This is a genomic window from Amycolatopsis melonis (assembly GCF_040064235.1).
GTDB classification, from domain to species: Bacteria; Actinomycetota; Actinomycetes; order Mycobacteriales; family Pseudonocardiaceae; genus Amycolatopsis; species Amycolatopsis melonis.
Window position 1 is genome coordinate 21,784 of record NZ_JBDZYD010000004.1, and the last position, 15,208, is coordinate 36,991.

The 15,208-nt window shown below is 73.0% G+C and carries 7 protein-coding genes; 6 read left to right on the forward strand and 1 reads right to left on the reverse strand.

Annotation, left to right across the window (positions count from 1 at the left end):
- Nucleotides 1-110: 110 nt before the first annotated feature.
- Nucleotides 111-1,145: a MupA/Atu3671 family FMN-dependent luciferase-like monooxygenase gene (locus tag ABJI51_RS11170; protein WP_348949860.1), complete on the reverse strand. Its 1,035-nt coding sequence runs from the start codon at nt 1,143-1,145 to the stop codon at nt 111-113.
- 190 nt (nt 1,146-1,335) lie between these two features.
- Here ABJI51_RS11170 and ABJI51_RS11175 point away from each other — a divergent pair, with 190 nt between their 5' ends.
- The 6 genes from ABJI51_RS11175 (at nt 1,336) to ABJI51_RS11200 (ending at nt 15,171) form a co-directional block, all read left to right on the forward strand.
- Nucleotides 1,336-1,542 carry an MbtH family protein gene (locus tag ABJI51_RS11175; protein ID WP_348949862.1) on the forward strand — a complete coding sequence of 69 codons (207 nt, stop codon included), beginning with the start codon at nt 1,336-1,338 and terminating at the stop codon, nt 1,540-1,542.
- Nucleotides 1,539-1,808, forward strand: a complete 270-nt coding sequence (locus ABJI51_RS11180; RefSeq protein WP_348949864.1) for a phosphopantetheine-binding protein — start codon at nt 1,539-1,541, stop codon at nt 1,806-1,808. Before ABJI51_RS11175 ends, ABJI51_RS11180 begins: the two co-directional genes overlap by 4 nt.
- A gap of 108 nt (nt 1,809-1,916) precedes the next feature.
- A complete protein-coding gene (locus tag ABJI51_RS11185) occupies nt 1,917-5,192 on the forward strand; it encodes a non-ribosomal peptide synthetase (RefSeq protein ID WP_348949866.1) in 3,276 nt (1,091 codons plus the stop codon).
- Entirely contained in the window at nt 5,189-9,469 is a 4,281-nt protein-coding gene (locus tag ABJI51_RS11190) for a condensation domain-containing protein (RefSeq protein ID WP_348949868.1), read from the forward strand. The genes ABJI51_RS11185 and ABJI51_RS11190 overlap by 4 nt, the downstream gene beginning before the upstream one ends.
- Nucleotides 9,462-12,050: a type I polyketide synthase gene (locus ABJI51_RS11195; protein ID WP_348949870.1), complete on the forward strand. Its 2,589-nt coding sequence runs from the start codon at nt 9,462-9,464 to the stop codon at nt 12,048-12,050. Before ABJI51_RS11190 ends, ABJI51_RS11195 begins: the two co-directional genes overlap by 8 nt.
- A 22-nt stretch (nt 12,051-12,072) precedes the next feature.
- Nucleotides 12,073-15,171, forward strand: a complete 3,099-nt coding sequence (locus ABJI51_RS11200; protein WP_348949872.1) for an aminotransferase class III-fold pyridoxal phosphate-dependent enzyme — start codon at nt 12,073-12,075, stop codon at nt 15,169-15,171.
- The last annotated feature ends 37 nt before the right edge of the window (nt 15,172-15,208 follow it).

Below are 15,208 nucleotides of genomic sequence, written 5' to 3' on the forward strand. Positions count from 1 at the left end.
CGGCAGACCCGCCGGCGCGAAGCCGGCGGGTCTTTGCCGGTGGCTGCGGGGTCAAGTGTCCACAAGGGACAATCTTCGGCGGCCCGCTCACGTCTCGAACAGAAGGACGGTCAGCGGCCGGACGTGCCGTCGGCGCACGCGTCCTGCAGCCGCTTGAGGTAGGTCAAGCCGGTCATGACCGTGTCGGTCGGCAGGCCGAAGTCGATCAGGCAGGCGATCTCGTCGACGCCCAGTTCCGCGAGCCGTGCCACGACCTGCTCGGCCTTGTCGACCGAGCCGAGCAGGCCGACGTGGTCGAAGTAGTGCTCGAAGGCCCGCTCGACGAGCATGTCGATCTCGTCCGGCTCCAGGTCTCCGGTACTGAGGTCCGACGCCAGGATCAGCCCGAGCGAGCTGCGCAGGTAGGCGCTCAGCGACGGCCGGACCAGCTCGCGGATCTCGTCGGTGTCCTCGCCGAGGTAGGTGTGCACCATGACCGTGACGTGGCCCGGCGCGCCCGCGTCGGCCGCGGCCTTGCGGTACTCGGCGATCTTCTCGGTCAGCTGCTCGGGAGTCTGGCCGAGCAGGTGGGTGAGGAGCCCGGCGCCGATCCGGCCGGCGCTGCGGAACGTCTCGACGTCGCCGACGCTGGCGACCCAGATCGGCAGCTCGGCCTGGACCGGCGGCGGGAAGGACCGTACCGGCACCGGGGTTCCCGCGCCGTCGGCGACCTCGATCGCCTCGCCGCGCCACAGGGTGCGGACCTGCTCGATGCGCTGGTACATCTCTGTCCGGCGGTCGGCGTAGGCGGGCGGGTTGAGCGCGAAGTCGGTGGCGTGCCAGCCGGAGGCGAACGACACCCCGACCCGGCCGCCGGAGATGTTGTCCACCACGGACCACTCCTCGGCGATCCGCAGCGGGTGGTGCAGCGGCGCGACGACGCTGCCTGCCCGGATTTTGACGCGCTGCGTCGTCGCCGCGATCGCCGCGCTGGTCACCGAGGGGTTCGGGTAGGTCCCGCCGAAGGGGTGGAAATGGCGTTCCGGGGTCCACACCGCCGCCAGGCCGTTCTCGTCGGCGAACCGGGCGCCGTCGAGCAGCAACCGGTAGCGGTCGGCCTCGGCGCTTCCGCTGTCGTTGGCGAAATAGAAGAGGCTGAGTTCCATCGTTGCGTTCTCCCGACATCGGTCCGGTAAATGCGCCGCCCCTGGATTCATAGCACTCCCGTTCTTCGCGGACACCCTCGCCGCGGAGCACGCCGGAATTCGGGCGGCGAAGTGTTGTCTCGCCGGCGAGACGGGGCGCACGATGGGCACGTCCTCCGGAAATCCCGGATTCCAGTCACTCAGGAGAGCCGTGAGCAATCCCTTCGAAGACGACGAAGGCGTGCATCTGGTCCTGGTCAACGGCGAGGGTCAGTACTCGCTGTGGCCGTCGGCCAACGCCGTGCCCGCGGGCTGGTCCGTCGCGCATGACGCGGACACCCGGGCGAACTGCCTTGCCTACGTGACGGCGCACTGGTCGGACATGCGGCCCGCGAGCCTGCGCGAGGTGGCCGGGTGACCGCCGGCGGCGGGTTCCGCAACCCCATGGACGAGCTGGTCGTCGGCAAAGTGCGTGAGCTGCTGGGGAAACCGGGCATCGGCATCGGCGACGACTTCCTGGCCGTCGGCGGCAACTCCATCATCGCCGTCCGCCTCGGCCAGGCCCTGCGCCAGGAACTCGGGATCTCCCGGATCACCGGGGTCATCCTCAAGAAGCCGCTGCTGAGCGACCTCAGCGACGCGCTGAGCGACATGGTCGGCGCGGCGGCGGCACCGGCGGATTGAGAAAAATCCCTGTCTCGCCGGCAGGACATCGAGCCTGACCTTTTGCAGACTTGACAGATCGGTTGGAGTTCCTTCGTGCCCGGAATGCCGTACAACAATGGTCGGGACGTGTCCGGCGGAGGTCATTCCCGGACCGTCGCCGCATCGTCGGCGCAGCGCCGGATGTATTTCTCCTGGGTGCTGCGGCCGGAGGACACCGCCGACATCTGGAAGGCAGTGCTGAGCGTCTCCGGCGACCTCTCGGTCAGCCGTCTCGAACGGGCGCTGACGGTGCTGTACCGCCGTCACGACGTGCTCCGCACGACCTATGTCGAACGGAACGGCGAAGTCCTGCAAGTGATCCAGGACGCCGACGCGTTCCGCGTCGCGATCGAGGTCGTCGAGGCCGAGGGCGAGTCGGCGACCGAGCGCCGGGAGTGGGCGGACGCCGAAGCCGCGCGCCGGGTCGACGGCCTGATCGACCTCGCGGCCGGGCCGGTGGGCCGGGTGATCGTCATCCGGATCGCCCCGGGCCTGCACCTGACGGCCTTCGTGTTCCACCACATCGTCATGGACGAGATCTCCGCGCAGGTCTTCGCCGAAGAGCTGCGGCTGGCGTACGCCGACCCCGACGCGCCGGCCCTCGCCGAGCCGGTCCCGCAGTACTCCGACTTCTGCGCGGCGGAGCGGAGTGCGGGCGTCAACGGCGAGGAGCTGGACTACTGGCGCGGGCAGCTGGCCGGCGTCCAGCCCGCCCGGCTGCTCGAAGACGGCGCGGAGAACCCGGACGGCGCCGTCGGACGACGGCTGCCGGTGCCGGTGCCGCCGGACGTGGCGGCGGAGTTCGAGGTGTTCTGCAAGGAACAGGCGATCACGCCGTTCACCGGCCTGCTCGCGGTGTACTTCGTCCTGCTGGGCCGGTGGTCCGGGACGACCGACGTGACGGTCGGCGCGCAGATGCTGGGCCGTCCGCGCGCGGAGTTCTTCCGCACGATCGGGTTCTTCGCCAACACGGTCGTCCTGCGCGCCGACGTGCGGCAGGCGCCGACGTTCCGGGAGTTCGTCGCCGGTGTCGGGGACACGGTCCTGGACGCGCTGGACTACCAGGACGTGCCGTTCGACGCGGTCGTGGACGCACTGGCCCCGCAGCGGGACGCCGACCGCAATCCCTTGTTCCAAGCCAACATCGAGTACGACACGGTCGATCCGACCCAGGTCTGGGCCCTGGACGGCCTCCAGGTGACGCCCGTGCCGGACCTCGGCGACCAGACCGGCGTGCACTTCGCCGTGAACCTGCGCGTCCAGCGGCTGGACGGCGAGCTGACGCTCACCGTCGAGTACGACCGGCGCCGCTTCTCCGACGCGGCCATGGCCGGGTTCGCCGAGGCGTACGGATCCCTGCTGCAGAGCCTGATCCGGACGCCGGACGTGTCGCTCGGGAGCGTCCCGATGCTCGACGGGGACGCGCTGGCGCGGACCCTGGCGCTGGGTGCCGGTGAGGCGTCCGCCGCGGGGGAGTGGGCGTCGGGGTGGGAACTGTTCGAGGCGACCGCCGCCGCCACTCCCGACCGGGAGGCGGTGTGCGCGGGAGCGGAGCGGGTGACGTTCGCCGAGCTGGCCGACCGGGCCCGGACGACGGCCGCGGGCCTGCGCGCCCGCGGTGTGCGGACCGGGACCGTGGTGGGGATCTGCCTGCCGCGGCAGGCAGATCTGATTGCCGCGATGCTCGCCACGTGGTGCGCCGGTGGTGCGTTCCTGCTGCTGGACGCCCAGCAGCCCGCGGACCGGCGCCGCCTGCTGCTCGCCGAGGCCGGTGCCACGTTGCTGATCGCGGACGAGCCGTTCGCGGAAGTCCCTACGGTTTCCGTCGCCGGGCTCGGCGCGGGACCGGTGGCCGGTTCCGGCGGCGAGCGCGACTCGGTTGCCGGGGAGGCCGGTTCCGGCGGCAGGCCCCTCCCGGCGGCCGCAGACCCCGGTTCCGGCGGCGTGCACCACCCGGCCGCACCGGCGTATGTCGTGTTCACCTCGGGTTCCACCGGAAAGCCGAAGGGCGTCGTGGTGGACCAGGCGGGCGTCGTCGCGCTGGCCACCACCCAGCTCGCGCCGCTGTACGCGCGGCTGCCCGCCGGTCGGCAGGCGAACGTCGGCGGGCTCAGCGCCCTGACCTTCGACGTGTTCGTCAACCAGTTCCTGGCCATGGCCGCCCTCGGGCACCGGCTGCTGCTGATCGACGACGCCGAACGGCTGGACCCGGCCCGGCTGCTCGCCAGGGGAGCGGACCCGGACACGGCGATCGACGTGCTCGACATGAGCTGCAGCCAGCTGGAGATCCTGGTCGACGCCGGGCTCCTGGAGCTGCCGCACCGCCCCAAGATGGTGGTGACCGGCAACGAGCGGGCGTCCGGGCGGCTGTGGCAGCGGCTGCACGAGGAGCCCGGGCTCCTGGCGTTCACCTCCTACGGCGTCACCGAGTGCACGGTCGAGTCGACGCTGGGCGAGATCGGCGGGCAGCCGCGGCAGGTGGCCGGGCGGGCGGCAGGCACCTCGCGGCTCTACATCGTCGACGACCAGCTCCAGCTGCTGCCGCCGCTGTTCGGCGGCGAGGTGTGCATCGGCGGGATCGGCGTCGGCCAGGGATACGCGGGCCAGCCGGGGTACACCAGCGAGCGGTTCGTCGCCGACCCGTTCAGCCCGCTGCCCGGGCAGCGGATGTACCGCACCGGTGACAAGGGCCGGTTGCGGCCCGACGGGCAGCTGGAGTTCCTGGGACGCATCGACGACCAGGTCAAGGTCCGGGGCGTGCGGGTGGAGCCGGGCGAAGTGGAGGCCGCGTTGCTCGGCCACCCGGGCGTTGCGCGCGCCGCCGTCGTCGCGACCGGCGAGGGCACCCGCATGGCGAAGCTGGTGGCGTGCCTGGTGCCGCAGGACGGCGGCGACGTGCCGACCACCGCCGGCGTGCGGGAGTTCCTGCGGGACCGGCTGCCGTCCGCGATGCTGCCGGACCGCGTGGAACTGCTGGACACCTTCCCGATCACGGCGAACGGCAAGCTGGACCGCCGGGCGCTGGCCGAGCGGATGACTCCGGTCGACCGGCCTGCGGACACCGGGCCGCCGCGCCCGGAGCCTGCCGCCGCTTCGCCTGCCGATCCTCGGGGCGAGCAGCTGTGCGAGATCGTGGCCGAGGTCCTGGACCTGCCGGAGGCGGGCCCGGACGACGACTTCTTCGCCCTCGGCGGGACGTCGCTGCTGGCCATGCAGCTGACCAGCCGGGTCCGCCGCGTCATGGGGTGCGAGCTGAGCGTCCGCGTGGTCTTCGACGCGAAGTCGCTGCGGGACATCGCGGCGCAGCTGGTGGCCGCCGAGAGCAGTGCCCGCCCGGCACTGCGGCGACGGGGGACCTCGTGACGGCGCCGCGGACCGGGTTCCTGTTCCCCGGACAGAGTTCCGAGTACGCCGGCATGGGCGTCGAGCTGCATCGCGAGCACGCGGTGTTCCGCACGGCCGTCGACCGGCACGCCGGCCGGTTCCGCCGGCTCACCGGCACCGGCCCGCTCGACGTGTTCGCCGACCCGGCCGCCCAGGCCAGGGCCGAGCTGCTCCAGCCGGCGGTCTTCCTGCTGCAGGTCGCGCTGGCGGAGTTCTGGATGGCGTGCGGCGTGTTCCCGGACGCGGTGCTCGGGCACAGCCTCGGCGAGTACGCGGCCGCCTGCGTGGCGGGCGTGTTCGACGTCGAGGACGGGCTCGAACTCGTCAGCGCCCGTGGCCGCGCCTTCGCGGCCGTGTCCGGCACCGGCCGGATGGTCGCCGTCGGCGATCCCGACCCGGCGGAGCTGGAACGGCTGGTCGCGGCGCACGGCGGCGCGGCATCGGTGGCCGCGTACAACGCCCCGGGGCGGATGGTCGTCTCGGGAACCGACCCGGCGATGGACGAGCTGGTCGCCGCGTTCGGGCAGCGAGGCTGGCTGACGATCCCGCTGGAGACCACGCACGCGTTCCATTCGGCGCTGGTCGCCCCGGCCGTCCCGGCGCTGGCCGCGGCGGCGGAACGGATCGGGCACCGGGCCCCGGCCGTGCCGCCGGTGCTGAACCTGACGGGGGACTGGGCGGCGGACGGCGAACCGGGCCCGCGGTACTGGGGCAGGCAGCTCACCGCACCGGTCCGGTTCCAGCCAGGAGTCCGCGCCCTGCTGGACGACGGCTGCACGGTCTTCCTGGAGGTGGGCTCCGGCCGGACGCTGACCACGGCAGGCCGGGCGCAGAGCACCGGAAACGAGCTTTGGCTGGCAGGGCTGTCGCCCCGGACACCGGACCCGGCGACGGTCCTGGACCACCTGACCCGGTTGGAGGAGGCGGGAATCCCGGTCGACTGGGTGCGCTTCCACGCACCATCCCGGGCGGCGGGGCAGGTCACCGGGCTGGAGTTCCGGGCGGTGGGGCAGGCCGCCGGGTTGCCGTCCGGGGGGATTGGGCAGGCCGCCGGGCTGCCGTCTGAGGCGACCGGGCAGAGCGCCGCTGGGCTGCCGTCCCGGGCGGCAGGGCAAACCACCGGGCTGCCGTCTGAGGCGACTGGGCAGAGCGCCGCCGGGTTGCCGTCCCGGGGGATTGGGCAGGCCGCCGGGCTGCCGTCCCAGGCGACTGGGCAGAGCGCCGCCGGGTTGCCGTCTGAGGCGACCGGCCGGACTGCCGCCGAGCTGCCGTCCCAGACAACCGGCCAGACCGCCGCCGAGCTGCCGTTCCGGATCGAGCGGGTCGTGCTCCACGAACCGGCGGGCACCGCGACGTCCGGCGTCGCGGTGGTCCGGCACCGGGCAGCCGGGGAGGTGGTCGACGTCTCGGTCGTCGACGGCACCGGCCGACCCGTGGCCGAGGTCTTCGGGCTCGAGCTGCACCGCCGTCCGATCGATCGAGGAGTGACACCCATGACTGAGCATCCGCTCTCCTACGCGCAAAGCTCGATGCTGGTCCTGCACCGGATGGACCCGGACAGCGCGGCCTACAACGTCGCCCTCACCGCCCGGTTCACCGGGGGATTCGACCCGGCCGCGTTCCACCGCGCGCTGCAGTCGCTCGCCGGGCGGCACGCGGCACTGCGCACCACCTTCAGCCACGCGGGCCGTCAGATCGTCCACGACCGGCTCGACCCCGACTTCGCCGAGCTCGACGCGAGCCGGTGGACCGGCGGAGAACTCCGGGACGCGGTGCGTGCCGCCTATCGCGAGCCGTTCGCCCTCCTGACCGGGTCTCCGCTGCGGGTGCGGGCCTACCGGGTGGCGCCCGGGGAAGCCGTCGTGCTGCTGGCCGCCCACCACGCGGTGTGCGACTTCTGGTCGCTGGGCACCATGCTCGCCGAACTCGAGCAGCTCTACGCCGCCGAAGTCGAGCAGCGCCCGGCGGAACTGCCGGAGAACCCCAAGCCGTACAGCGACTTCGTCACCTACCAGCGTGAGCTGATCGCCGACGAGCGGGGTGCCCGGGCCCGCGCCTACTGGCACTCCCGGCTGTCCGGTCCGCTGGAGCCTGCCGAATGGCCCCGGTTCGACCTGGACCCGGCCGACACCGACGGCGGCGACCAGTTCCAGTTCCCCCTGCCGCCGGAGCTGGCCGCCGAGGTGTTCGCGTTGGCCAAGGCCGAAGCGGTCACGCCGTATGTGGTCCTGCTGACGGCCTTTCAGCTCCTGGTCGGCCGCTACACCGGACGGCGTGACGTGCTCGTCGGCAGCCCGTTCGCCGGCCGCACCGACCCCACGCTGACCGACTGTGTCGGCAACTTCGTCAACTCCGTCGTGCTGCGGGCCGACCTGGGCGACGCGCTCTCGTTCCGCGAGCAGCTCGCCCGGACCCGCCGCACCGTCGCCGAGGCGTTCCAGCACCAGGACTATCCGTTCGAGCTGCTCGTCAGCGAGCTGGCGCCGCGCCGGGTGGACGGCCGCAACCCGATCTTCCAGGCGATGTTCATCTACCAGAAGTCCGGCAGGCACCCGGCGCACGCCGCGCTCCACCTGGCCGACGAGACCGTGCCCACGGCCGGCTGGGCCGGGTTGTCCGTGACGCCGTTCCCACTGTCCAAACAGGACAACCAAGTGGAGCTGACGCTCGAAGTCGTCCACGACGGCGACCGCCTCGCCGGGGTACTCAAGTACCGCAAGTCCGTCTTCTCCCCGGCCGCGGCCGGTCGTGCCGCCGAGCACTACGTGACGCTGCTGCAGGCCGCGGTCGCCGACCCCGGCCGCAGCGTGGTGAACCTGCCGCTGCTGACCGAAGCCGCGCAGCACGCACCGGCGCCGGTCGCCCCGGACGGCAGCCTGGCGGCCCGTTTCCGGCAGGCCGCGCAGCAGCACGCGCATCGCCCGGCGGTGCGCTGCGACGGCGACCAGCTCACCTACGCCGAACTCGACGAGCTGACCGGGCGCTGGGCGGCCCGGCTGCGGGCCGAGGGCGCCGGGCCGGGCAGCCGGGTCGCGGTCCGGCTCGAACCCTCCCTCGACGCGGTCGTCGCGATCGTCGCGATCCAGCGGGCCGGGGCAGCCTCCGTGGTCCTGGACCCGTCCTCCCCGGCGGCACCCGAAGCTTGCGTGGTGCTCACCCAGCCGGACCTGGCCGGTCAACCGGCCGGTGTCCCGGTGCTGGTCATGGCGGAGACGGAGCTGCCGCCTTCCGGCGACGTGGCTTGCAGCGGCTACGAGGGGTTCGACGTGACGCACGGCGACGTCCTGACGCGGCTGGAATCGTTGCGCGAGCACGTCGACGAGACCGCGGTCGTGGCGTTCGGCCACCCGGCCGTCTCCGAACTGCCGCTGTGGAGCGCCCTGCTGGCCGGTGCGTGCGTGGTGGTCGTGCCGCCGGGAGCGACGCCCGATTTCCTCCACTCGCTGCTGGTCGCGGAGCGGGTGACCCACCTGGTCCTGACCCCCTCCGCGCTGCACGGTCTGTCCGAAGTGGTCCAGCGGACCGGGACTCGAGGTCTGGCGCTGCGGCACGTCTTCTCGACCGGCGAGCCGCTGCCCGCGCCGCTCGCCCGGACCGCCCGCGAGTGGTGCGGGACGCTGTGGAACACCTACGCCCCGGCCGGGACCACGGTCTGGGTCACCGCACAACCCGTCGGGCCCGAAGACTGCACGGGAACCACCGTGCCGGTCGGGTTCCCGCTGGCGGACACCGGGATCCACGTCCTCGACGAGCACGGGCAGCCGGTGCCGCCGGAGTTCACCGGCGAACTGCACCTCGGCGGACCGCCGCCGCTGTCCCGCACCGGTGACCTGGCGCGCGTCGACAGCCGGGGGCGGCTGGAGATCCTGGGCCACCCCGGCGCCGACGACGCGAACCCGGTCGCCGTAACCGGCGTCGCCGCCGCGCCGAGTGATCACGAGCGCCGGGTGGCGGCCGTCTGGCAGCAGGTGCTGAACCGCCGGGACATCGGCCGCGAGGACAACTTCTTCGACATCGGCGGCAATTCCCTGTTGCTGCTGCAGGTCTACGAACTGCTCTCCGGCGACACCGCGGACCCGCCGTTGAAGGGGTCCGAGATGTTCCGCTACCCGACCGTGGCGAGCCTGGCCGCGCGTCTCGGCAGCGCGGACACCGGAGGTCGCGACCGGACCTCGGGCCGGCGCGCCCGGCCGGCGGACGACACGGTCCGCGGCGCGCGCCTGCGTGCCCGGCAGCGGGGCGGGCGCCATGCCTGACGAGACCGAGGTGCCGGTCCGGCCGAACGACGTGGCCGTGATCGGGATGAGCGGCCGGTTTCCCGGCGCCCCCGACCTGGACACGTTCTGGAGCAGGCTGCGGAACGGCGACGAGCTGCTGACCACCTACACCGACGCCGAACTGGCCGCGGCCGGAGTGCCCGAGCGGGTACGGCGCGACCCGCGGTACGTCCCGCGAGCGGCCGTGCTGCCCGACGCCTTCGACTTCGACCCGGGGTTCTTCGGCTACACCCGGCGCGAGGCGAAGCTGATGGATCCCCAGCAGCGGCTCATGCTGGAGGTCGCGGCGGAACTGCTCGACACCATCGGCTACGCGGGCGGGGCCGGCGACCAGGCGGTCGGGGTGTTCGCCGGCGCGGCGATGAACTCGTACCTGGCGAACGTCGTGGCCCGGTCCTGCGACCTGCTGACCTACGACGGCATCGAGCTGATGGTCGCCAACGACAAGGACTATCTGACCACGCGGATCTCCTACAAGCTGGACCTGACGGGGCCGAGCGTCGCCGTGCAGACCGCGTGCTCGACGTCGCTGGTCGCGGTGCACGTGGCCGCGCAGAGCCTGATCGCGGGCGAATGCGACATCGCGCTGGCCGGCGGCGTCTCGGTGATCGCCAACCCGTACCCGGGCTACGTCCACGGCGAGGGAATGATGTTCTCCCCGGACGGCCGCTGCCGCCCCTTCGACGTGGACGCCGACGGCACCACGTTCGGCGACGGCGTCGGCCTGGTGGCCCTGAAGCGGCTGGCCGAGGCCATCGAGGACGGCGACCGGGTGCTGGCCGTGCTGAAGGGCTCGGCGGTCAACAACGACGGGTCCGCCAAGATCGGCTACACCGCCCCGAGCGTCGAAGGACAGCGGGCGGTGATCAGCGAGGCGCACGCGATCGCCGAGGTGGGCAGCGACACCATCACCTACGTCGAGGCGCACGGAACCGCGACGGCACTGGGCGACCCCATCGAGTTCGACGCCCTGAGCGAAGCGTTCGTCGCGGGCGGGGCCCGGCCCGGGCAGTGCGCGCTGGGTTCGGTGAAGGCGAACGTCGGGCACTTGGCCGCCGCCGCCGGGATCGCCGGGTTCATCAAGACGGTGCTGGCCCTGGGGCACCGCGAAATCCCCGGCCATCCGACCTTCACCCGGCCGAACCCGCGGATCGACCTGGACGGAAGTCCGTTCCACATCAACACCTCGCCGCTGTCGTGGCCACAGGGTGCGACCCCGCGGCGGGCCGCGGTCAGCTCGTTCGCCATCGGCGGCACCAACGCGCACGTCGTGCTGGAGGAGGCACCCCCGCTGCCCGCGCGGTTGGCACCTGCTGCCGGTCCCCGGCTGCTCGCGGTGAGTGCGAAGAGCGACCGGGCCCTGCGCGAGCTGGCCGAGCGGCTGGCTGGGGCGCTGGCTGGGCCGGATGCCCCGGACCTGGCGGACGCCGCCTTCACGCTGAGAGCTGGGCGGCGCGAGTTCGCCTACCGCGGCACGGTTGTTGCGGAGGACCACGCCACTGCTGTGGATGGGTTGCGGGCGATTGCCGCGGGGGCGGCGGCCCAGGCGGCGGAGGACGCCACCGACGTCGCCGCGTTGCGCGGGATTGCCGCGGGGACCGCGGCCTGGTCGGCGGAGGACCAGGCCACTGCTGTGGCTGGGCGGCCGATCGCCACGGCGGCTCGGGCGGCGGAGGCGGTCCCGGCGGTGTCGTTCCTCTTCGGCGAGGTCCCACCCGAAAACTTCCGCGTGCTGGCCGACCGGCTACCTGCCGTGGCCGCCATCGCACAGCGGTCCGGCGCTACACCGGCCCCCGGGCTGGTGCTCGCGACGCTGTGGGCCGAATCCGGCGCGCGGCCCGACGCGGTCGGCGGCGCCGGGTCCGGCGAAGTCCTCGCGGCCTGCTTCGCCGGGGTCCTCGACGAAACCGACGCACTGGCCCTGCTGTCCTGGCGGGCCGGACTGCTCGACAGCCCACCCCAACTACGGCCGCAGCTCCCGCGTATCCCGATCCTGTCGGCCGTCGTGGGCGGCGAGCTGCCCCCGGCGCGAGCCCTCGACCCGCTGCACTGGACCCGCGACGTGTGGACAGGCAGCCGGCTGGCCGAGGCCTTCGCGGGCCGGACCGGAGACGCGGCGACGGTGGTCAACATCGGCATCCCAGCCGAACCGCTGCCCGAGGACGTCACGTCGTCACCGGTCGCGCGGCTGCTCCACGACGCGGCCCGGCTGTGGACCGCCGGGGTGCCGGTGGACTGGTCGGACTGGTTCGGCGACGAGCCCCGCCGAGTCCCCCTGCCCGCACATCCGCTGTACCGCAGCAGGTTGCGGCTGGACGAAGCCGGACCTCCGCGCGGTGAGGAGCTGAAGCGGCTGCTGGCGAAGCTGTGGACCGAGGTGCTGCGCACCGAGGTCGACCGCTACGACCTGAGCATCTTCGACATCGACGACGACCCCGTGCTCGCCGTGCGGCTCGCCCGCCGGATCGGGACGGAACTCGGTGTCTCCCTGACCGCGATCGAACTGCTGCGGCACCCCACGATCGACCGCCTCGCGGCCCAGCTGGACCGGGCCGGCTGACATGAACCACGAGGAGAACACCGTGCAGCCACTGGTCCCCGACGTCGTCGCGCTGGTCGGCGGCTACTTCGACATCCGGCCCGACACACTGGATCCGCACGTCTCGTTCGCCGACCTCGGCGCGGACTCGATGGCACTGCTCGGCCTGCTGCGGCTGGTCGAGGAACGCTTCGGCAGCCGGGTCTCGCTCCGGCAGCTGTTCGGTGACATCCGGACGCCCGCCGCGCTCGCGGCGCACCTGGCGGCGAACACGACGGCCGAAACCCCGCCGGAGGCCGTCGAGCTGCCGCCGGTGCCGGACCGCACCGTTCCCACGACGGCGGTCGAACGGCTGATCACCGAACAGCTCGCCGTCATGCGCAGGCAGCTCGAACTCCTGGCGGGTGGCACCACAGAACCAGCAGTCGCCGCACCGGCGCCCGCGGCCCGTCCGGCCGTCCCGCTCGCCCCCGGCGCGCGCGGCGGAACCGGGCCCGTCGACTCGGAGCAGCGCGCCCGGTATCTCAAGGTTCTCGCCGAGCGGTTCGGCAGCCGGACGAAGGGCTCGAAGGAGTTCGCCCAGCGGTTCCGGCCGCTGATCGCCGACAGCCGCTCGTCCATCGGCTTCCGGCCGGCGACCAAGGAGCTGGTGTACCCGATCGCCGCCGAGCGCGGGGAGGGTGCCCGGCTGTGGGACATCGACGGCAACGAGTACGTCGACCTCACCATGGGCTGGGGCGTCCACCTCCTCGGGCACAACCCGCCCGCGGTCATGGCAGCCCTGCGCGAGCGGCTGGACGTCGGCTTCGTCGTCGCCCCGCGCACCGAGGTGGTCGAGGAGGTCGCGGCCGTCCTGCTCGAACTCACCGGCATGGAGCGGGTCGCCTTCCTCAACAGCGGCACCGAAGCGGTGATGACCGCCCTGCGCATGGCCAGGACCGCGACCGGCCGCGACGACGTCGTGGTCTTCTCCACCGCCTACCACGGTCACGCGGACGGCGTGCTCGCCACGGCCGCCGTCGAGAACGGCGTGCGGATCACCCGGCCCAGCACCCCGGGCATCCCGGCGGGCGCGGTGGCGAACCTGCACGTGCTCGACTTCGGCACCGACGAAGCCCTGGACTTCATCGAGCGGCACGGCCCGCGGCTCGCCGCGGTGCTGACCGAGCCGGTGACCCTGCGCACCCCCGGGGTGCAGAACCCGGAGTTCCTGCGCCGCGTCCGGGAAATCACCCGGCGGCACGGCACGAAGCTGATCTTCGACGAGATGGTGACCGGGTTCCGCTGCCACCCCGCCGGGGTCCAGGGGCTCTACGGCATCGACGCGGACCTGGCCACCTACGGCAAGATCATCGGCGGCGGCCTGCCGATCGGCGTCATCGCCGGCCGCGGCGGGATCATGGACACGATCGACGGCGGCGTCTGGGACTTCGGCGACGACTCCCGTCCCACCGCCGAGTCCACCTTCTTCGCCGGCACGTTCTGCCAGCACCCGATGACCATGGTCGCGGCACGGGCGGTGCTGAACCACCTCCGCGCCGAAGGCCCGGCCCTGCAATGGAACCTGGACCGCACGACCGAGCTGTTCGCCGACGGGCTGAACGCCGACTTCCGCGAGCTCGACGTGCCGATCGAGGTACGCCGGTTCTCCTCGCTCTTCCGGTTCGAGCACGAGCAGAACCTGGACCCGCTGTACTTCAACCTGCTCGACCGCGGGGTGTTCGTCTGGGAGCTGCGCAACTTCTTCCTGTCCACGGCGCACGAGCAGGCCGACCTCGACCACATCCGGGCCGCGGTCCGCGACTCGGTCACCGAGCTGCGGGAGCACGGGGTCCTCGGCCCCGGCGGGACGGCCACGGACGCGCCCGTGGTGCCGGTGCCCGCACCGCGCAGCACTCTGGCGCAGCGGCAGCAGGCGGCACTGGACGAGGGCGGCGTGCCGGCGTACCGGATGTCCGTCGGCTTCTGGCTGGACGGCGTGCTGGATCGGGACGCGCTGCGCGACGCCGTGCAGGGCCTCGTCGCGCGGCACGAGGCGCTGCGGACCACGCTCGCCGCCGACGGGGTGACGCTCGTCGTGCACCCTGCCGCGGAGACGGCGCTCGGCGAGGTGCTGACCGAGCACGTCTGCCCGGACGACGACGACCTCGACCGCTTCCGGCAGTCCTGGGCGGAGCAGCCGATCGGCCTCGCGGCCGGGCCGGTGTTCCGCGTCGCGCTCGTGCAGACCGCCCCGCAGCGGCACCTGCTGCTGATTGCCGGGGCGCACGCCGCGGTGGACGGCTGGTCGTTCGGCGTCCTGGTCGACGACCTGGTCGCGCTGTACAACGCCGGCTGCCAGGACGCCCGGCCGCTGCTGCCGCCCGCGGCGCAGTTCCGGGACTACACCGCGTGGCACGAGCGGGTCGCCGCCGGCCCCGACGCCGCGGAGCACCGGGACTACTGGCGCACGCTGCTCCGGGGTGCCGAGGCGCCGAAGCTGCCCGGGGCGGGAACGTCCGCGCCCTTCCCGTTCCGGGCGGAGCGGCACAGCGTCCAGCTCGACGCGGAGTTCTGCGACCGGATGCGCGAAACCGCACGGGAGCAGGGCGCGACCGTGTTCGCCTACCTGGTCGCGGCCTGGGGCGCCGTGCTGCACGAGGTGACGGGGCAGGACGACCTCGTCGTCCCGGTGCTGGCCGCCCGCCGTCCGCCGGAGCTGGACCGGATGGCCGGGTACTGCTCGAACCTGCTGCCCCTGCGGCTGCGCCGGACGGCGGACGTCCTGGCCGCGGACTACGTCGCCGACGTCATGGAACACCTCGTGACCGGGCTGGAGACCCAGGACCACCCGTTCGCCGACCTGATCGAGGAACTCGCGCCCGGCGCCGGCCTGCGTGCCGGCCTGCTCGCGACGTCCATCTCGTTCTACCGCCGCGTGGCGGCGCCGCCGATGGCCGGGATCACCGTGTCGGACGCCGATCCGCTGCCGATCACCCACACCGGACACCCGCTGGCGCTGAACATCGTCGAGGGCGCGGACGGCCTCCGGTGCGACTTCGAGATCGCGACGGACGTCGTCGCGCCCGAACTCGCCACCACCATCGCGGGCCGCTACCGGACCCTGCTCGACGGCCTGCTCGCCGGCGGCGACCGGCCATGACCACCGAAAAGCACCCAGGACACGACCACATCAACCT